At 71.7% G+C, this 19,114-nt stretch carries 12 protein-coding genes; 2 read left to right on the top strand and 10 right to left on the bottom strand.

What is annotated here, in order from left to right; genetic code table 11:
* Positions 1 to 35: 35 nt before the first annotated feature.
* The 8 genes from ACWD38_RS03345 to ACWD38_RS03310 form a co-directional block, all read right to left on the bottom strand.
* A complete protein-coding gene (locus ACWD38_RS03345) occupies positions 36 to 2,858 on the bottom strand; it encodes a hypothetical protein (protein ID WP_450123244.1) in 2,823 nt (940 codons plus the stop codon).
* Between the two features lie 7 nt (positions 2,859 to 2,865).
* The gene (gene eccB / locus ACWD38_RS03340) at positions 2,866 to 4,215 is read right to left on the bottom strand and encodes a type VII secretion protein EccB (RefSeq protein ID WP_184477777.1); all 1,350 of its coding nucleotides are present in this window, start codon (positions 4,213 to 4,215) and stop codon (positions 2,866 to 2,868) included.
* 4 nt (positions 4,216 to 4,219) lie between these two features.
* The gene (gene eccD / locus ACWD38_RS03335; protein ID WP_450123243.1) at positions 4,220 to 5,617 is read right to left on the bottom strand and encodes a type VII secretion integral membrane protein EccD; all 1,398 of its coding nucleotides are present in this window, start codon (positions 5,615 to 5,617) and stop codon (positions 4,220 to 4,222) included.
* Complete coding sequence (gene eccCa, locus ACWD38_RS03330; RefSeq protein WP_184477775.1) at positions 5,614 to 9,624, bottom strand: type VII secretion protein EccCa; 4,011 nt, start codon at positions 9,622 to 9,624, stop codon at positions 5,614 to 5,616. Before eccCa ends, eccD begins: the two co-directional genes overlap by 4 nt.
* 40 nt (positions 9,625 to 9,664) lie before the next feature.
* The gene (locus ACWD38_RS03325; protein WP_450123242.1) at positions 9,665 to 12,703 is read right to left on the bottom strand and encodes a hypothetical protein; all 3,039 of its coding nucleotides are present in this window, start codon (positions 12,701 to 12,703) and stop codon (positions 9,665 to 9,667) included.
* Positions 12,704 to 12,837: 134 nt separating this feature from the next.
* Complete coding sequence (locus ACWD38_RS03320; RefSeq protein WP_184477773.1) at positions 12,838 to 13,632, bottom strand: hypothetical protein; 795 nt, start codon at positions 13,630 to 13,632, stop codon at positions 12,838 to 12,840.
* A 115-nt stretch (positions 13,633 to 13,747) separates the two neighbouring features.
* Positions 13,748 to 14,047, bottom strand: coding sequence for a WXG100 family type VII secretion target (locus ACWD38_RS03315; RefSeq protein WP_184477772.1), 300 nt, complete (start codon positions 14,045 to 14,047; stop codon positions 13,748 to 13,750).
* A gap of 61 nt (positions 14,048 to 14,108) precedes the next feature.
* Positions 14,109 to 14,432 (bottom strand): WXG100 family type VII secretion target, encoded by a 324-nt coding sequence (locus ACWD38_RS03310; protein WP_184477771.1) that lies wholly within the window; start codon positions 14,430 to 14,432, stop codon positions 14,109 to 14,111.
* Positions 14,433 to 14,686: 254 nt separating this feature from the next.
* On the opposite strand from ACWD38_RS03310, the gene ACWD38_RS03305 reads away from it, so the two are divergent.
* On the top strand, positions 14,687 to 15,094 hold the full coding sequence (locus ACWD38_RS03305; protein ID WP_184477770.1) for a CAP domain-containing protein: 408 nt from the start codon (positions 14,687 to 14,689) through the stop codon (positions 15,092 to 15,094).
* 13 nt (positions 15,095 to 15,107) lie between these two features.
* Here the strand turns inward: ACWD38_RS03305 and ACWD38_RS03300 are convergent, their stop codons facing one another.
* Complete coding sequence (locus tag ACWD38_RS03300; protein WP_184477769.1) at positions 15,108 to 15,848, bottom strand: hypothetical protein; 741 nt, start codon at positions 15,846 to 15,848, stop codon at positions 15,108 to 15,110.
* Positions 15,849 to 16,884: 1,036 nt separating this feature from the next.
* Between ACWD38_RS03300 and ACWD38_RS03295 the strand changes: the two genes are divergently transcribed.
* On the top strand, positions 16,885 to 17,634 hold the full coding sequence (locus ACWD38_RS03295) for a response regulator transcription factor (protein WP_184477768.1): 750 nt from the start codon (positions 16,885 to 16,887) through the stop codon (positions 17,632 to 17,634).
* 124 nt (positions 17,635 to 17,758) lie between these two features.
* Here ACWD38_RS03295 and ACWD38_RS03290 read toward each other — a convergent pair whose 3' ends face one another.
* Complete coding sequence (locus ACWD38_RS03290) at positions 17,759 to 19,114, bottom strand: helix-turn-helix transcriptional regulator (protein WP_184477767.1); 1,356 nt, start codon at positions 19,112 to 19,114, stop codon at positions 17,759 to 17,761.

The raw sequence follows: 19,114 nt of genomic DNA, 5'->3' as shown, positions 1-19,114 counted from the left end.
CTCCGCCCGTACGGCGGCGCCGCGACCCGGCACCGCTACACCAGCCCGGGCAGGGCGCCGAACCGGCCGCGCGCCGACTCGCCGACCGCGCCGCTGGGACGGGCGTTCCCCCAGCGCTCCACGCACCGCCGCAGCGAGGTGGTCGCCAGCTCGTCCAGCGAGGCGCGTTCGGCCACCCGGCCCTGTTCGTCCACTTCGGAGCTCGCGAGCTCGCGCAGCAGGATGCGCCTCCTCGGTTCGTCCGCAGTGGACTCGGTCGCTTCCAGGACCTTGAAGCTGGTGCCCGGTACGAACACCACGCGGTCGTCCGCGCGGTCGGCGTCGTCGAGTTCGAGCAGCTTCGTGCGCCGGGCGGTCATCGACCACACCAGCACGTCGATCTCGCCCTCCTGGTCCGCGCTGGGCTCGGTCAGCGCGTGGGTGAAGCCCCACTCGGTGACGAGGCGGCGCTGCCGGTAGAGCTCCCACTGCTCCGGCGTCGGCGAGGCGCTGAACACGGTGGCACCGCGGTGCGAGGGCAGCTTGCTCAACCCCGAGACGACGCAGCGGGCGAAGGGGACGTGCGGCCCGTTCGCGGCGGTCCGCAGCGAACGGTCGATCGCCTCGCCCCGCTCGGTCAGGTAGAGGCGCACGGCCACGGTGTCGGTGAGCACGTCGGCCGACGAGCGGGGATCTCCTTGGAAACCGGGGTGTTCCGAGAGGATCCTGGAGACCGAGTGGGCCATGGCGTCGAACTCGCGGCTGAGCGTCCGACGCAACCACGTGCGCTCCTCGGTGATGCCCTGGGCGGGCAGCAACGCCGAAGCGGCGGCTTCCGGCACGGGTTGCGGGCGGGGTTTCGCGGGCGGGGCCGACCGATCGGTGTCGGGGGACGGGGGTTCCGGGGCCGCTTCCGGTTCCGGGGCCTCGGTCGTGGCGGCGGGCTCGGGGGCGCCCGGCACCTCCGGTGGCGGGCCGATCTCGGGAGCCGGGGAGCTCTCCAACCGGAGCGGCATCACCGAGACCTGGTCGGCATCGGAGGACGCCGGGCGGACCGGTGCGCCGGGGGCGGCGGCCGGCGCACCGGAAACCGCAGCGGCACCGGGGACCGGGGCGGGCTCGGGAGCAGGGGGCGGGGCGGCAGCGGGAGCGAGATCGGGGATCGGGGCGGCAGCGGGACCCGGATCGGGGGCCGGGGCGGCAGCAGGAGCGGGGTCGGGGATCGGGACGGCCGCAGGAGCGAGATCGGGGATCAGGTTAGCAACGGGAACGGGATCGGGGGTCGGGGCAGCAGCAGGAGCCGGGAAGCCGGGCTCCGGGACGGCGCCCTTCGAAGGGGCACCGCGCTCCGGGACGGGTCCGGGCACGTGCCCGCCGCCCGGAGCCGGTCCGTGTCCGCCACCGGAACGGCTCGTCATGGCCGACGCCGCAACGAAATCCGGCGCGGGCACCGAGATCGGCGGGAGCCCGGCCGACGGCGGGGCGGCCACCGGCGGTGGTTGAGAGCCGGAGATCGGGGTGACGAAGTCCGTCGCGGCCTCCGCCAGGGCGGTCCGCGCGGACGCCTGCCCCGGCCCGGCGCCCAGCTCACCGCGGGCGGCTCCGGCGACGCGCTCGGCACCGCGCCCCAGCTCCGAGGCCGCCACCAGCCGGCAGCGCACGCGGGTGGCCGGGTCCAACCGGGCCAGCACGTCCTCGGCCAGCAGCCGCATCCGGGCCGCCACCCGCTCGTCCGTCGCGTCGAAGGCCAGGACGTTGACCTCGGGGTCGACCGGTGCGGCGCGCACCGCCGCCGCGTTCTGCGCGTCCTGCGGCGGACGCACCCACAGGCCCGACTGCACGACCTCCACGACCGCGTCCGGGGTGTACCAGTACACCGCCGGGGAGAGCACCTCCAAGCCCTCGAACGGGGCGCGGTGGCTCAGCAGCGCCGGGGTCTCCCCGTGCGCCGCGTGCCCTCGGGGCACGTAACCGATCTCGCGCGCGAAGGCGTGCCAGCCCAGGTTCCCGTCCGCGCACATCGTGTAGATGTCCGGCGCGTGCGGGGAACCCACCGGCATCCCGGCGTAGCAGGCGACCCGGGTCTGCAGCAGGTCCGCGAGCGCCTGGCCCAGCGTGTCGCCTTCGGGCAGGTGCACCGGGCCGTACTGCACGAAGCGGACCCGGGCGCGCACCGAGGTGTCCAGCCGCCGCCAGAACCGCACCACGTCGTCGAGCGAGAGCGCGGGCGCACCAGGACAGCCCAGCACCACGGTGAGCACCTCCTGCTGGCACGGCATCCCGCTCGCCAGCCGCTCCCAGTGCCCGCTGAAGGCGGCGTCGCGGACCGTGGGGTGGATCCACACCCCGCCGGGCACCGGCTCGGCGACGCCGACCGCGCTGGTGGGCCAAGCCTCGACCAAGCTGGAGTCCCAGAGCGGCCGCGGGAACCGCTTGGCCTCCCACTCCGGCGCCTTCCCCGGCCGGAACCGGACCCAGCCGCTGCCCTTCCCGGCATGCACGAACAGCGTCCCGCCGGTCCCCCGGAAGATCACTCCGTCCGGGGCCACCACGGTGCGCCCGAGGCGTTCCGAGAGCCACTGCCCGGCCAGCGCGGTGGCCTCCCGGGACCGGCCGCCCACGACCAGCCGGACCCCGCGGCGCCGCTTGGGCAGCAGCGCGGCGACGGAGTCCCAAGTCGAGATGGGCAGGTCGCTGGGCAGGTCGACGACCACCATCTCGTGTTCGGTGTCCGGAGCCACCGCCAGGGCCATCTCCTGGGCTTCGGTGGTCATCCGCCGCTGCGCGCACACCACGAGCGCGTTGCCCACGGTGTGCTTGGTCAGCGGCATGTCCGGTTCATCGCGACGGCGCCTGGTCAGCGGAGGCAGTGCGGGCATCAGCTGTTCATCCCTTCTCGCTCACGCCCATCGCGGCCCGGCTGAGCACCGGTCCGTCCGGGAGGGCGGCGAGCAGTTCGTTCGAGATCGGGCGCACCGGCGCGCTGCCGAAACCGAGGGCCTGCATCGACTCGTCGTCCGGCACCAGGTGCTTGGTGCCCTGGTCGGTGATCAGGTAGCGGTCCGGCACCCGCTGCCCGGCGGGGATCGGCAGCGCACCGGCCACCAGCCCGGTTCCCGGCCGCACGTTCACCGCGCCACCGGGCGATGCGGCCTGCCGCGGCGCGGCGAGCACCACCTGGCTGCGGACCTGGTCCCCGGCCGGGTTCTGGCGCAGGCAGAGCGAGTCCGCGCCGGACTGCCAGCCTGCGCCGCTGAGGTCGGGAATCCGGTCGAACAACGACCGGTCCGCCGAGCGGGGCGCACCGGCCACCGCGGCGGCACCGATCCGCTCCGGCGCCGGGTTTCCTGGCTGGGCCGCCAGCAGCGCGAACTCGGTCTCGCTCAGCGGTGCCAGTCCGTCCGCGCGGAGCACGAACCGCTGGACCCCGCCGTTGGCGGCGTGCTGCTCGAACAGCTGCCCCACTTGGCGCGGGGTGCCGCCGACGGGCGACCCGGCGGACCCGGCGCCGTCGATCCGGGCCGGCGCCAGCACCGGCCCGTCCGGCACCGCGTCGAGCCACCACGGCGGAGCCGTGGACGGACGCGCGTTGGCCATGCCCAGCGCGACCTGGACCGACGGATCGGCGATCCGGTGCTTGCGGCCTTGCCACAGCAGGTAGTCGGTGCCGTCGACCGAGCGCACCGGCAGGTATTGGTCGGCGGACGGCTGCCGGGCGGTGGACGTCGGATCGAAGTCGAGGTTGAACCGCCCGGGGGCGGCTCCGGTGCTCGCTCCCGGCAGGCAGACCAGCCAGTGCGAACCGGCCAGGTCCTCGACCGGGGGGAGCGTCTGCGGCGCGTCCGGAATGCCGATCGGGCCACCGCGCGGGGCGCCGGCGAGGGAGGCCTGCGAGATCGTCTTCACCTCGGATCCCGCGCCCTGCAACAACTTCGCCGAGGCGAAGTTCAGCGTCGGGTGCAGCACCCCGCCCGCGTTGACGAACCTGGTCCCGGTCTCCTTCTCCACCACGATCGCGCCCTGGGCCTGCCACTTCTTGCTGCCGCCGGGGACGAACAGCCCGTAGACGCCGAACCCGACGCCGATCAGCAGCGCGAGCACCACACCGGCGATCAACCCGGTCTTGGCCCGTTTCGCCGGTACTTCGGCGCTGGCCGGGTCGGCGAGCACCAGTGCCGAGCTCATCCTGCCCATCAGGAACTGGTAGGCGTGGACGTGGTCTCGTTGGGTCTGCACCTGCTCACCCGGCCAATCCGCGCGCCCACGCGTAGAGCTCCAGCAGCTGGAACAGCAGCGGGAGCACCGCGATGGCCGTGCAGGTGTCGAAGATGTTCGCCAGGTGCCCCCAGATCGGCAGCATCCGGCGGTGCAGCGGGCGCAGCGCGCCCAGCACCAGCGCCAGCAGCACCAGGAGCAGGCCGAGCACGAGGACCGCGCGCCATCCCGGGGAGAACTCCCGCGCGAAGGCCAGCGCAACCAGGGAGAGCCCGGTGGTCCCGGCCGCCACCAGCGACACCCGCTGCCAGGCGCTGAACAGGGCGCGCGACCGCAGCAGCACCGAGCAGGAGAGCACGCTCACCAGCGCCCAGGCCACCCATCCGGCCTCGGTCATGATCAAGGGGAACGCCGCGATGAGGACGGCCGCGGCGCAGACCAGCGCGGCGCTGAGGTACCGGTCGGCGTTGCCGGTGCGGGAGCTCACGTCGTCCGCCCCGGCGGGGTCGATGTCCTGCTGGAGGTCGGCGGCGTTGCGCGGCAGTTGCGGCCCGCGCAGGAACGCCGCCCGGATGGTCACCTTGGGGGCGAACAGCACGACCCCGAACACCACGGCGGCGAGCGCACCCGCCGTTTGCCCCGGGCGCAGGCCGAAGCCCAGTCCCAGCCACACCCCGCCGTGGACCACCGCGGCCAGCAGCAGCACCGCCAGGAACGGGCCGAACGGGACGGCCCGGCCCGCGAACCGGTGCAGCACCAGCAGGACGGCGGCCGCGAACGCGGCGCACCCGGTGCCCACCAGGAGTCCCGGCGGAGTCGGTGCCACGCCGCCGGGAACGCCGTCGGCGGCGATCAGCCCGGCGATCCCCGCGTAGCCGCACCCGGCGAGGCCGATGAGCCGCGCCAGCGCGACGTCCTTGAGGTTCTTGGCCAGCGGCAGCGCCGCACCGGTGAAGATCAGGGCCAGGCCCCCGGCGAAGCCGGCGTGCAGCCCGGTCGGACCGTCGCCGAGCAGGACCATCGCGAGCAGCCCGATGAGCACGCCGGAGAGCACCTGGAACAGGCGCGGGCCGAACTCCGGCCGCCAGCGGTCCGGGTGCTGCTCGACGCTGGTGGCGATCCCGTCGGCGAGATCGTCGAAGTCCAGCTGCGGAAGCGGGTCGGCGGCCGGGCGCAGGTGCAGCCGCTCGCCTTCCAGCCAATCCAGCGTCTCCGGGGTGCCGTCCGGGTCCAGCGGCGGCTCGCCGAGCCGCTGCAGCACCCAGGAGCCCGGCTCGTCCTCCGCGGGCTGGCGCCGGGTGTGGCTGAGCAGCACCGGCAGCAGGTCGGCCACCGAGGTCGACACCGGCACCGCCAGATCGGCCTTCCCGTCCGGGCCGAACACCGTGACCCTGCACAGCTCCGCGGCCCTGGCGCTGGTCATCGGTTCTCCTTCCTGATCGTGCTCGTCTGCTGGGCGGCCGTGGCGAATTCGTCGTCGACCAGACCGGTCTGGATGAGTTGGATGCCGCGCCGGGTGACCAGCTGGGCGCGGCCGGGAGGCAGCTTGCGCGGTTTCGCCTCACCGATGAAGGTGCCCTCCTCCTTGGGGTAGGAGAGCAGCAGCGAAGGGGTGCCGAGCTCCCAGAGCCGGCGCAGCACCGGGTCCATCATCGCTCGCATGGCACCGGAAGTGCTCCTGGCGACCACCAGGTGGAGTCCTATGTGGACACCCTGCGGGATCATCGACAGCAGCGGGTCCAGCGCCGACCCCATCCCGCCGCGGGTGAGCAGTTCGTAGTCGTCGACGACCAGGAACAGCTCCGGACCCTCCCACCAGTCCCGCTTGCGCATGCGCTCCGAGGAGATCTCCTGGCCCGGCACCCGCTTGACCATCGAGGCGGCGGTCTGCTCGGCGAGCCCGTGCAGCGCCTCGGAGTTGACCCCGAAGCCGACGTTGTACTCGGCGGGCACCTCGTTGTCGAGGTCGCGCCGAGCATCGCCGAGCACGATCTTGGCCTGGTCAGGCCCGTAGCGCCGCCGGATGGAGCGCAGCGCCAGGCGCAGCAGGTTGGTCTTGCCCGTCGCGCCGTCGCCGAAGACCATCAGGTGCGGCTGCGCGTGGAAGTCGTGCCACACCGGCTGCAACCGCTGCTCGTCGTGGCCGATGCACATCCGGAACTCCGGTTGCGGGGCGGGCAGTTGCCGCGCGGGCAGCTTCGTCGGCAGCATCCGCACCGGCGGGGCGGGCTCGCCTGGCCAGAACGCCCGCACCTCCTCGGTGACCGTCTTGGTCGCCTCGGAGAGGTCGTCCACATCGGACCGTCCGTCCAGCCGGGGCAGCGCGGTGAGGAAGTGGTAGCCGTCCGAGGTGATCCCGCGACCGGCCTGGTTCGGCACGGTCGCGGCCTTGCGCGAACCGAACTCCGACTCCATCGAATCGCCGAGGCGCAGTTCGAGCTTGCTGCCCAGCAGGTCCCGGAGCCAGGTGCGGATCTCCGACCAGCGGGTCGCGGCCAGCACCAGGTGGATGCCGAACGACAAGCCGCGGGAGGCGAGCTCGCCGATCTTCGCCTCCAGTTCCTGGAAGTCCTGCTTGACGGTGAACCAGCCGTCCACCACGAGGAACACGTGCCCGTGCGGATCGTCGACCTCGCCGCGCTCCCGAGCCCGCAGGTAGGCCGCGATCGACTCGAACCCGTGCTCGGCGAACAGGGACTCCCGGCGCTCCAGCAGCTGGGTCAGCTCGGCGATGGTGCGCACCACCCGGTCGCGTTCCATCCGGGTCGCGACCGAGCCCACGTGCGGCAGCCCGGACAGCGACATGATGCCGCCGCCACCGAAGTCCATGCAGTAGAACTGCACGTCCCGCGGCGTGTTGTGCAGCGCGAGCCCCAGCACCAGGGTCCGCAGCAGCGTGGACTTGCCGCTCTGCGGTGCACCGGCGATGCCGACGTGACCGTCCGAGCCGGACAGGTCCGCGGTCATCAGATCCCGCGACTGCTCGTAGGGCCGGTCGACGACGGCCACCGGAACCCGCAGCGGGGTCCGGCCGCCGGTGGGCTCGACGGTCATGCCGCGGACCGGGTCCGGCACCACGCTGGGCAGCAGGCCGTCCAGGCTCGGCGCCGCCGACAGCGGCGGCAGCCAGATCTGGCGGGCGGGCGGGCCCGAGCCCTTCAACCGTCCGATGAGGACTTCGATCAGCGACGGGGCGTCCTCACCGGACTCGTCCTCGGGTTCCGCCTCCGGCTCCGGGGTGCCCTGCTCCTCGTGCTGCCGGATCTGGTGCAGGCTCGGGTAGGGCTGCGTGCGGAAGGAGACGACCTCGGAGAACGCCCGCTCTTCGGAGGTGGCAGGGGCCGCGCCGTCGCGCTCCGGGCAGGGCCCGGAGACGTAGGCGCCCTTGAACCGCACCAGCGTGGTCGTATCGATCTTCAAATAGCCGTTGCCCGGGTCGGACGGCAGCTCGTACGCCTTGGCCTGGCCGATCACGGCCCGTGACTCCATCGAGGAGAACGTGCGCAGCGCGATCCGGTAGGACAGGTGGCCTTCCACCCGGTGGATGCGGCCCTCGTCGAGCCGCTGCGAAGCCAGCAGCAGGTGCACCCCGAGGCTGCGGCCGAGCCGCCCGATGGAGACGAACAGGTCCATGAACTCGGCCTTGCTCGCCAGCAGCTCGCTGAACTCGTCGACCACCAGAAGCAGGTCCGGGAACGGCACCAGGCGGGCGCCCCCGGCCCTCGCCTTCTCGTACTCGAACGACGAGGAATATCCGCTGGCGCGCAACAACTCCTGGCGGCGCACCAGCTCACCGTTGAGCGCGTCCTGCATCCGGTCGACCAGCGGCAGTTCGTCGGCGAGATTGGTGATCACCGCCGAGGTGTGCGGCAGCTCGTCCATGCCCAGGAACGTCGCGCCGCCCTTGAAGTCGACCAGCACCAGGTTGAGGATCTCCGACGAGTGCGTCGCCGCGAGGCCCGCCACCAAGGTGCGCAGCAGCTCGCTCTTGCCGGAGCCGGTGGCGCCGATCAGCATGCCGTGCGGGCCCATCCCTCCCTGGGCGGGTTCCTTCAGGTCCAGCTCGACGACTTCGCCCTCGGTGGTGACGCCGATCGGCACCTGCAACCGCGAGCGCTGCGCGGCGCGGGGCCGCCACTGCGCGGGCACGTCGAACGTGCGCGGGTCGCGGATGCCCAGCAGCGTGGTCAGCTCGAAGTCGCTCTCCAACGGCTGGTCGACGACGTCCACGGAGCCGCTGGTGCGTTTGGGCGCCATCGACCTGGCCAGCGCCTCGGCCTGCACCAGGCTCAGCCCGTCGCGCAGGGCCGTGCCGGTCTCCTCCCCCACCGGGAAGCTCACCTCGTCGTCCTCCGCGGTCAGCCGCAGCACCTTGGGCCCGCCGGGCAGCCGCCCGGACAGGTCCAGCAGCACGACGTTGCGCAGCCCGGTGTCGAGCAGCCGCGAGGACTCGGGGATCTCGGTCAGGTGCGCGACCACCACCACGAACGGCTCGACCACGCCCGGGCGGCTGCTCGGGTCGTGGTCGGGCCGGTCGGTGATGTCCGCGCCGAGCACGTCCATCAGCTCGTCGTGGTCGCAGGCGAACAACCGCAGCGGGCCCGCTGCGTCGTGCGCGGTGGGGTGGGCGTTGTGCGGCAGCCACTTGACCCAGTCCCACTCGGGTTGGCAGGTCTCGCTCGTCAGCACCGCCACCCGCAGCTCGTCCGGCGAGTGGAAGGTGACCAGCTGGCCCAGCAGGGACCGCACCAAGCCGACCACGCCTTCTTGCGCACCTGCGAACTCCACGCTGGTGAAGCTGCGCAGCCCCACCGACATCGGAATTCCCGAGACGGTGCCGTAGGCCTCCTGGAACCGCCGCAGCGAGACCGCCGCCAGCGGTTCCAGGTCCTCGATCGGCTTGGTCGACGGCGCCGTGTACTCCACCGCCGCGGCCTGCGCGCCCAATCCGATCCTGGCGCGCCCGAAGTCGTCCTGGTTGGCCCGCCGCTCCCACAACCGGGGACCGGCGGCGATCGACCACAACCAGGACGGCGCCGGGTTGCTCCACACCACGGCCCGGCGCTGCTGGTCCGCCGACTCCCTGGCCTTCTCCCGCAGCTGCGCGATGTAGCGCAGGAAGTCGCGGCGCTCGGACGCCATCTTGCGCTTGCGCTCGGCCCCGTTGCGGCCGAGCTGGGTCAGCACCATGACCAGCATCGCCAGCGCCATGCCGCCGCCCATGATGTACATCATCGGCGAGCTGCTCCGGGACGAGACCATCATGATCATCGCCATCGAGCCGATGCCCATCGGCACGATCATGGCCACCGATCGGAAGTCCATCGCGGCCGGTTCCTCCATGACCGGAGGCTCCTGCAGCTCCACCGTGCCCTCGGGCATCTCCGGCCCCGTGGCGCGCGGTGGGCGCTTCACCGTGATGGTGCTCATGGGTTTGCCTCGTTCGTGTCGACCGCTGGGGACATCGACCTCATCCCAGCGCGCCCGGCGGCGGTTTTGCGGAACCGCCGCCCCAGGCGGAGTTATCCCTCACGAGGAGGTCCGAACTGGAACGCTCCTTCTCGTTCTCCGCCTCCGCCTCGGCTTCCGCCTTGGCCTTCTCCTCCGCCTGCCGTTCGGCTTCCGCTCTTTCCTCGGCCCGCATGGCCGCGAGCTCCTCCGGGGTGAAGTCCGGCCCGCCGCAGCGCAGGGGGCTCTCCTCCTCCGCCGGGACCCGCCGGTCTCCGCCCAAGCTCGCGCGCCGCCACGCGGCGTAGCCCGCATCGCCGGCGGCCCGCTCGGGTTCCCACGGGGTGGTGTCCCGCAGCGAGTGGTCCGCGGCGGGCCGGTCGCGCTCCCGATCGGCATCGCCGGACACCGGGAACGGGATCAGCCAGGGCAGGACGCCGGGGCTGTCCCAGGCCCCGGTGTCCTTGGCCCCGTCCTCCTGGCGCACCACCGGGACGTGGTCCTGCGGCCACTCCGGCTCGGCGGCCGGTTCGTCCTCGCGGACGGCGGGATCGACCGGCTCGGCCGACGCACCGTTCCCGTCAGCGCTCGTGGTGCCGGCGGGCCCGGAGCCCTCCGGCTCGTGGGTACCGCGCCGGCGCTCCCGGTTCGGGCCGAGAGCGCCCAGCGGCGGCACCACGAGGGGAACGACCGGCACGCCGCCGGCCACCTTCCCGGCTTCGCCCACCGGTGCGGGCGGATCGGCCCGCTGCTGCGGCGCGGACGGCACCTCGCCCGGCGGCACCGGCACGGCCGGAGCTTCCGGATCGCCCGCGGGCGGACCTGCGGCCTCCCACGGCTCGCTCCCGGCGTCGAGCAGACCGGACGCGTCGGAACGCTCGCCGCCGCCACCGGCGGCGCCCGGCGGCACCATCGGCGGCATCATCGGCATCCCACCGGCCACCTGCTGCTCGGGCTCCTGCTGCTCGTCCGCGCCCGGCACGTCGACCGGCGCGGCCTCTCCGACGGGAGAAGCCTCGATCGGCGGGGCGCCGAACGGGGCCTCCGGATCGCCCACCGGCGAACCGGAACCCGACCACGGCTCACTGCCGGCGTCGAGCAGACCGGACGCATCCGAACGCTCACCACCGCCATTGCCACCACCGCCACCAGCTCCGGGCGGCATCATCGGCGGCATCATCGGCATCCCACCGCGCTCGTCCTGCCCGGACGACGACTGCTGACCCTCACCCGGCGACCAACCCTCCGGCGTACCGCCCGGCGGCCGACCCGCCGAAGGAGCGTCGACCGGCGGGGCGCCGAACGGAGCCTCCGGATCGCCCACCGGCGAACCGGAACCCGACCACGGCTCATTCCCGGCGTCGAGCAGACCGGACGCATCCGAACGCTCACCACCGCCATTGCCACCACCGCCACCACCGGCGCCCGGCGGCATCATCGGCGGCATCATCGGCATCCCACCGCGCTCGTCCTGCCCGGACGACGACTGCTGACCCTCACCCGGCGACCAACCCTCCGGCGTACCGCCCGGCGGCTGCCCCACCGGCGGTGGGCCGCCGACCGGCGGTGGGCCGCCGACCGGCGGCGGGCTCCCCACTGGCGGCGGGCCGCCCGCCGAAGGCGGGCTCCCCACCGGAGGCGGACTTCCCACTGGAGGGGGACTACCCACCGGCGGCGGACTTCCCACCGGCGGCGGGCTCCCGACAGGAGGCGGACTGCCCACCGGCGGGGGATTCCCGGCCGGAGGCCCATCGCCCACTGGTGGCCCGCCGACCGGCGGCGGAACGTTGCCCTGATTTCCTCCAGGATTTCTCGGGTTGTGGCGGTTCCCAGGGGGATTGCCCACCGGCGGCGGTGTGCCGACCGGCGGCGGCCCACCTACCGGCGGCGGGGTGCCGACCGGTGGCGGCGTCCTTCCCGGTGGCGGGGTGCCTCCCGGTGGCGGGGTGCCTCCCGGCGGAGGCGTCCCTCCCGGACCACCCACCGGCGGCGGACCACCCACTGGCGGCGGCGCACCCACCGGCGGCGGGGTTTGGCTGTTCACCTGCTGCTGCTCAGGGCCGCCCGCCGGCGGCGGCGTGCCTCCCGGACCACCGACCGGCGGCGGACCACCCACCGGCGGTGGATCGCCGACCGGCGGCGGATCTCCCTCCGGACCACCCACCGGCGGCGGATCGCCTTCCGGACCACCAGCGGGTGGCGGCTCCACTGGCGGCGGTTCCTTGGGCGGCGGCGGCTCGTTGGGCGGCGGCTCCTTCGGCGGCGACTTGGGCGGCGGCGGTTCCTTGGGCGGCGGCGGGTTCTTCGGCGGCGGTGGCTCCTTCGGCGGCGGCTTGGGCGACGGGGGTGGTGGTGCTGCCTCGCCCTTGACCGCGTCCGGAGTGACGACGTCGTCCTTGCGCCACTCGTAGTTGGAGGAGACCTGCACGATGACCTGGCGCATGGAGTCGGTCATGGCTTTGACGACTTCCTCGTCCTTGCTCACCATGACCTTGTTGTCTTCCATCTTCGGAGCGACCCCGCGCTGCAACGCCACGTCGGCGTAGTAGCGGTCGTAGTAGTCGACGGTCTGCCCGCCCCAAGCGAGGTAGTTCCCGTTCATCCGCAGCGTGTCGGCGATCGACCCGCCCGCCTCGCTCTCCAGCGCACCGTCGCTGAGCAGCCTGGCGTGCGCGTCGATGTTGTTGGCGAACGTCTGCATCTTCGCCAGGAACGCCCGCGCGGCAGGCCCTTTCCAGATGCCGTCGGGACCCGCCGTGGCACGGGCCTGGTCGCGGAGGTTCTCGGCGACGGACTCCATGGTCTTGCGGGCGAAGTCGAAGTTGTTGGCGGCCTGTTGCAAGGTCACCGGGTCGACCAGGCCGCGCAGCCGGTCGTCCTGGTCCCCGATCACGGCGGCGCCACCGGTCAGCGCGGCCTTGATCCGCTTCCAGTCCCAGTCGTTGAAGTTGTCGTCCCCTTCAGCGGTACCGGCGGAATCGGCGAATACGGAATGCTTGTCGTCATCATCCGCAGTGGTGTTGCTGCTGTTCTCGTCGTAATTTTCCTGGTGCGAACCCACGCCTGCTCCTACCGCCCCTGAACCGCCGATGAGGTGAGATCACCCGGTTCCGGAAGATCTCGAATTAGTCGCCCCCGGGGTGCGCGGGCCGCCCCTTCCCGCACCCCGCACCACTACGCCGCGTCCGACTCGTACTACTCGCCGGACTCCGTTTCACCGATGTAGGAGTACGCCTTCGCCATGATGGCGTCGAAATCGCTGCCGGCGACCTTGTTCAGATCTTCGGCTTCGGCGTACTCCTTCAACACGCGCGCCAGGTCTTCCTCCAGGAAGTCGAAGCCCTTTTCCGTGTTGTGCAGGAAGTCGTAGATGGCGGTCTTGAGCCCCGCGGAACCGTTCTCCCCGTCGGATCCCATGACCCGGTCGCGAAGCCGGTACGCGTTGCCGAAAGCTCCCGGCAGGATTTCCACGTCGTTGACGTAGTCCTTCGCCGGGGTGATCATGGCTTTCAACTTCAACATGTTCTGCGCGAAGGTCTTGAGCGCCTCGGTGCTCACGACGACCTCGTCGCCTTCCTTGCCCTCGTTGTCGTACTTAGGGACCTTCGGCGGGTCTTCCACCTCCGGCGGCGTCTTGTCGTCGTCCAGTCCCCAGTCGAGCTTGTCGACGTAGTCGGTATCTTCCTTCGGCCCCTCCCCGTAGCCGTCCGGCTTCGCGAGGTCCTCGGCTTTGCCGTTCTCGCCGAACCGCGGGTCGTCCTTGTACTCCTCCTTCAGGTCGAGGTACTTCTCCCACGGGTCATCGGTCTCGCCCGGACTGCTGCTGTGACCGAGCGCGGCGGCGCTGCCGCGCGCCTGGAGGAGCTCACGCTCGTCCTCGGTCAGATACCCCTCGTCGACGAACGCATCGATCTTCTTCCAGTCGGCGTAGTCGGTGTCCTCCCACGCGTCGCTGTCCCGCCAGTAGTCGATTCCCTGCTTGTCTCCCATGACAACCTCTCCAAGCTCGTTCTCCGGATGCGGCCCCGATGGCCACGGCGCTGGCCGCCGGGAAAGCCGGGGTCACCTCCCCGGCGGCCGAGCCGCAACGTGATCGCGCAATCCCTCAACCCCGGGTCTGGTCCCAGATCTGCCGAGCGCGCTGCTCGGTCGTGCCGTAGTTGTCGGAGATGTTGAGCAGGGTCTGGCGACCCGCTTGCAGGTACTGCGGCATCATGTTGGCCTGCTGGTTCCACGCCGCCTTGGCTTCCCAGTAGGCGGCCTGCGCGTCACCGGTCCATTCCGAAAGGCTGGACTCGACGGCCCGCTCCATTTCGGTGAGCGCCGATCGAACCTTGTTGTTGACCGCGTCCATGTCGTAGAGGGTCGCGTCCGCGACACCGAAGTTGAACCGATAATCAGACATTTACACTCCTCATCAATCCGCTGGCGAGCGGACTCGAACAATGTGGAAAGGACGGAACCGCTCAGACTCCCGGCAGCGGGAGAGCGGAGCCGAAGGAACCGGCCTGGCTGGTCGCGTCGTCCTCCGCCGCCACGTAGTCCTTGGAGTTGATCCCCATGACCTCCATCATGCCGATCAGCTTGTTGATCACGATGCTGAACGACTTCTCCCAGTTGTCCATCGCCTGGTTGAAGTTCCGGGAGGCGTCGCCGTGCCAACTCGTCTGCAGGGTCGCCATCATGGTGTTGACGGACTGCATGTCCCTGGTGAAATCGCTGGCGGTGTCGCTGAACTTCTGCCCCGCGGACTGCATGCCCGGAGTCGAGGTCTGCACCTGCTGTGCCATTCGAAAGCTCCTCTCGCTGTGCTCGCCGCGTACCGCACCGGAGGACCGGCGCGCGTGCGCGGGCACCCGCAATACTCGTCGTCGAATTCGAATATGGAAGCCGACGTGCGCGCCCCCTACCCGAACGCGGGCACGATTGCCTGCTCGGGCACATCCCCGCTCGCACCGCATTCGGCGGCGGACTTCGCGATATAAGGGAGACCGATGGCAACCGTCGAGTTCGGAACCCGCGGACCGAGGAAGGTGGACGACGCATGGCGCTCGGAGCCGGTCGGGACGCGGTGCGGTCCCGAACCGAGGACAAGGTCGTGTCACTGGTCAACGCCGAGCGCACCAAGCGCGGACTGACCCGGCTGGAGGGCGACGAGCGGCTGCGCCGATCGGCCCGACGGCACAGCGCCGACATGGCGCAGCGGGATTTCTTCGCACACCAAGGGTTTCGCGGCCCGTCGCCGTTCGAACGGATGCTGGCCGAAGGTTTCGAGGACCCGGCCGGGGAGAACATCGCGGTCGGGCAGGAAACCCCGGCCAGCGTGGTGCGCGCCTGGATGCAGAGCATCCCGCACCGGGAGAACATCCTCAACGGCGAGTTCCGGGCGATCGGCGTCGGACTGCACATCGGCCGCGGAACTCCGTGGTGGACGCAGAACTTCGGCTACTGAACCACGGGCGGGCTCACGGTCGCGCCGAGGTCCACTTCGCCAAGTGGTCGGCGATCGCGCGCGCGTATTCGCACACCAGGGGATGCCGCCGGCCGTAGAGGTTCCAGTTCCGGTTCACCTCGCACGTCGCGGCCGAACCCGACTCCTCCTGCTCCAGCGCGAGATCCCCGGCGTGCCGAGCGTCCAGCACGGATCGGTGGGCGAGCCGCACGGCCCGCGCGGAGCTCGTATCGCCGGTGAGCGCGAGCAACCTGTCCAGATCATCGCGCGGGAGCAACCAGGGCAGCGAATCGTTGATCCAATTCTCGCCCCAGCGGCGGAGCCGGGCGCGCTGAACCAGCCGCGGCGGATCGGATTTCCCGCGCTCCGGCCCCTGCGCGGCCTCGGACGAGCCGTCCGCGGTCGCCTCCCGCAGTTCGGGGTCCGGCTCACCCACGGCGGATCGCAGCGCGAGCTGCGCGGTATCTACCCACCACCCCACCCACAGGGCGTAGTTCGAGAACCTCATCTCGCGCACGCCTTCGGCCCTGAACCACAGCCGGCGCCGCGGGTCGGTGAGCGACCACGAGCTCGCCCCGTCAGACCCGCCGTCGTCGGGCGCCGGTGGCACCGCTCGGACCGACTCGGCCCATTTCTCCCGCAGCAGCGCCACCGCGGCCGCTTGCTCCGACATGACGGTCAGCAGCTCTTCGACGCGTCCCGTGGCCGAACCTCCCCCGCTGAGGGCGCGATGCGCTGCTTCATCGGCGCTCACGACAGGGCACATCAGATCTCGCTTCGCCGTTGCGGCCGCGGAGCCGCTGCGCCGGAGCCGTCTGCGGGCCGACCGAGGGCGAGTGCGCTCGGCGCACCCCGGAACCGCTTCGGCATCGACGTCACCGGCATCCCGGACAACCGGGACAGCACCTGGTCGGCGCTTCGGCCAGCGCCACCGCGCGCGGCTGCCCCGGACCGTGCTCAGCGCACCGCGAGCAAGGCCCGACCGCCGTGCCGCGCAACCACGCCCGTTCGGTACGACCGCCGAGCAGGAGCGTCTCCGCGCTCGTGCCGGGACCGCTCCGGCGCGCTTTCACGGGTGCGGGCACTTCCTCACCCGGTCCGTACTCCTTGCCCAGCGCAGGGACTTTCCAGCCACTGCCGCCGGCGAAGTGGTCCGAATACGACAGGAAACCGTTCTTCATCTTTCATTTCTCCCGATCGCACGACGCACCGGACCGCCTGCGGCGAGCCGAGTATCCACTACCGATCAATTCATTTACCCCAAAACTAACCGAAGTCACCACCGCGGCGGGGCCGACGGGGAGCGGATGACACCTCCAGGCAACGGAATTACCCGGAAGGGCATCACCGAACCAGCGAAACCATGTTTCCGCGACATCAGCGAGCAGCCGCGAATCGGCGCCCTCCTGGAATCCATAGCCCGACCGATGACGACGATGAGCGACAAAACCGCTGTTCATCAGCGGTTCACTCCCGCCACCTCGTTCAGCTTCGCGCTGGTGGACGACGGACAGGCGGAATGGATTCCGCAACGACCTGGGCCGCTCCCCGCGTCCTCGGCGGGACGTACAATTTCCACCACCGATCCAGGCGCAGCGTGACTTTATCCGGGCACTACCGATCCCCCGGGGAATGTGGCGAACAATGGCCAGGCCGACCAATCGCCTGCCGCGCGACCGCCGTCGCGCACGGCCGATTCGCCGTACCCGCGCCCGGCGGTGACCACCGCCCGGTCGCCTCGGAACAAGGTGGACGGAAATGAGCTCGAGAGTGAGAAACAGGTTCAGGAGATGACACCGCCGAATCGTGCTCAGCAGGACCGCTCGCGCGCACGAGGACCACGCATCCTGGTTCTCGAGGACGATCCCGCGACGTCCCAGGCGATCACCGATCACCTGCGCCGAGCGGACTACACCGCGGTGGTCGTGTCCGATGGCCTGCTCGGCTTGGAGCTGGCGCACGAGCTGCGTCCCGTCCTCGTCGTGCTCGACATGACGTTGCCCGGCCTCGACGGCTCGGAGTTCTGCCTGGAGCTGCGCACCCGGAGCCGGGTACCGGTGATCATGCTGACCTCGCCGGACGCCGAGCAGGACCGGCTGCGCGGGCTGGAGGCCGGCGCGGACGACTACCTGACGAAACCGCTCGACCCGCGAGAGCTGGTGATGCGGGTCCAGTCGGTGCTCCACAGGGTGCGGGCCAGACCTCCCGCACCGTCTCCCGGCATCCGGCGCGCGGGCGACCTGGTGGTGGACCACTACGCGCGGGTCGCCAGCAGAGGTCGGCGGCGACTGGTGCTGACCAACCGGGAGTTCGCGCTGCTGACGTTCCTCATGGACAACCCCGGCCGGGTGTTCCGCCGCGACGAGCTGATGCGCAAGGTGTGGGATCGCGACTACGGCGACGACTCCACCGTGACCGTCCACATGAGACGACTGCGGGAGAAGGTCGAGCTCGACCCGTCGCGCCCGGAGGTGCTGGTGACCGTGTGGGGCGTGGGCTACCGCTTCGATCCCCCCGGTGGCCGGGACGAGCTCGGCTGAGGACGGCGCGCAGTGGATCGAGCCAGGTCCGGCCGCCGCTGGGCAGCTCGGTCGCTCGCACGGACCCAGCGCGTTCCGCGAACGCACGAGTATCTCGCGCCGGGGAGTTCCGCAACGCATCCGATCAGGCCGACGGAGCGATCCGGGTGCCGACGGCCCCGCCGACCGCGAGCCGCGGCGCGTTCGCCACCGTCACCAGCTCCACGCGGGACCGGCACCCGGTCTTGGCGAACAACCTGGTCAACTGGTTCTCCACCGTCTTCTCGCTCAGCCCCAGCTTCGAACCGATCTGTCGATTGGTGAGCCCCGAACTGATCAGGCCGAGCAGCCGGCCGTCGGCCGCGGACCACGACTGCGCCCGCGCGGCCGGTTGCGACCGCGAACCGGAGGAGCCCACCGCCGCCCTCGACCGCACGGGCACCTTCGCGCCCGACGGTCGCGGGACGGCCAGGCACCGCACCACGTCCCGCTGCTGGCGCACGAAGGCCGCCGCGAGGGCCGGGCAGCCGCAGCGCAGCTGCCGCTCCTCCTCCCCCACGAGCAGCCCCTCCTCGACGAGTTCGTCCACCGCCCGCTCGCACTCCGCCAAGTCGTCCCCCAGGGCGTGGGCGACCAGCGGCACGTCGTCGAGGTCGAGCGCTCCGAGAGCGGCCACCGCGGCGAGCAGTCGCGGGGGGAGCGCGCCGAGCCGGCGGACGCGCAGCACCAGCTCGTGGTCGGCGGGAAGTTCGATCTCCGCGTCCGCGGGGGTCAAGCGGTGGTCGACGATCCGCCCGCGGTCTCGCAGTTCCCGCACGGTCGCCAAGACGGCGCCCGGATTGCCGTAGAGCGGACCCAGCGCAGCGCGCAGCGCCTCGTGCACGCTCTCGTCGAGGTCGCCGCCCGTGATCGTCGCGATGTCCGCGTTGCGCAGCGGATCCAGATCCAGCACCTCGTCGGCCAGCTCCAGCAGTTCGCGAGCGACCGGGGAGGGCTCGGCACCGGTGCGCAAGGACGCGACGACCAGGCAACCCGGACGGCGGGCCGCGAGCAGCAGCGGGACGGGGTCCGCGATCTCCAGGACGTCGTCGACGAGCACCGCGGTCCGCCCGGTGCCACCGACCTGCCCGAACACCCGGTTGAACTCGTCCACCACGGTGACGAACCGCGCGCCCTGATCCGTCGGCTCGCCCTCGCGGAGCCGTGCCAGCGCGCTGATGCATTCGATCAGGGCGGGCCCGCCGGACCGGTCGAAGTCCTCCCGGAGCGCGTCGACCACGGCGCCGATCCCGTAGCGCTCACGTCTCGCACGCACCTGGGTCACCCGCAGCCCCCTGGACAGCCAGCGCCGAGCGGCGGCCTCCAGCAACCGGGTCCTGCCGATGCCCTGCGCACCGCGCACGACCAGCAGCCGACCGTGCTTCGTTCCGGACGACAGCGCGGTCCACAGTTCCGCCAAGACCTCGTCCCGGCCCGTGATGGCCGTCTTCTCCCGCGTCAT

It is taken from the genome of Saccharopolyspora sp. NPDC002578 (assembly GCF_053592695.1).
This window is presented reverse-complemented; position numbering and strand designations above follow the sequence as displayed.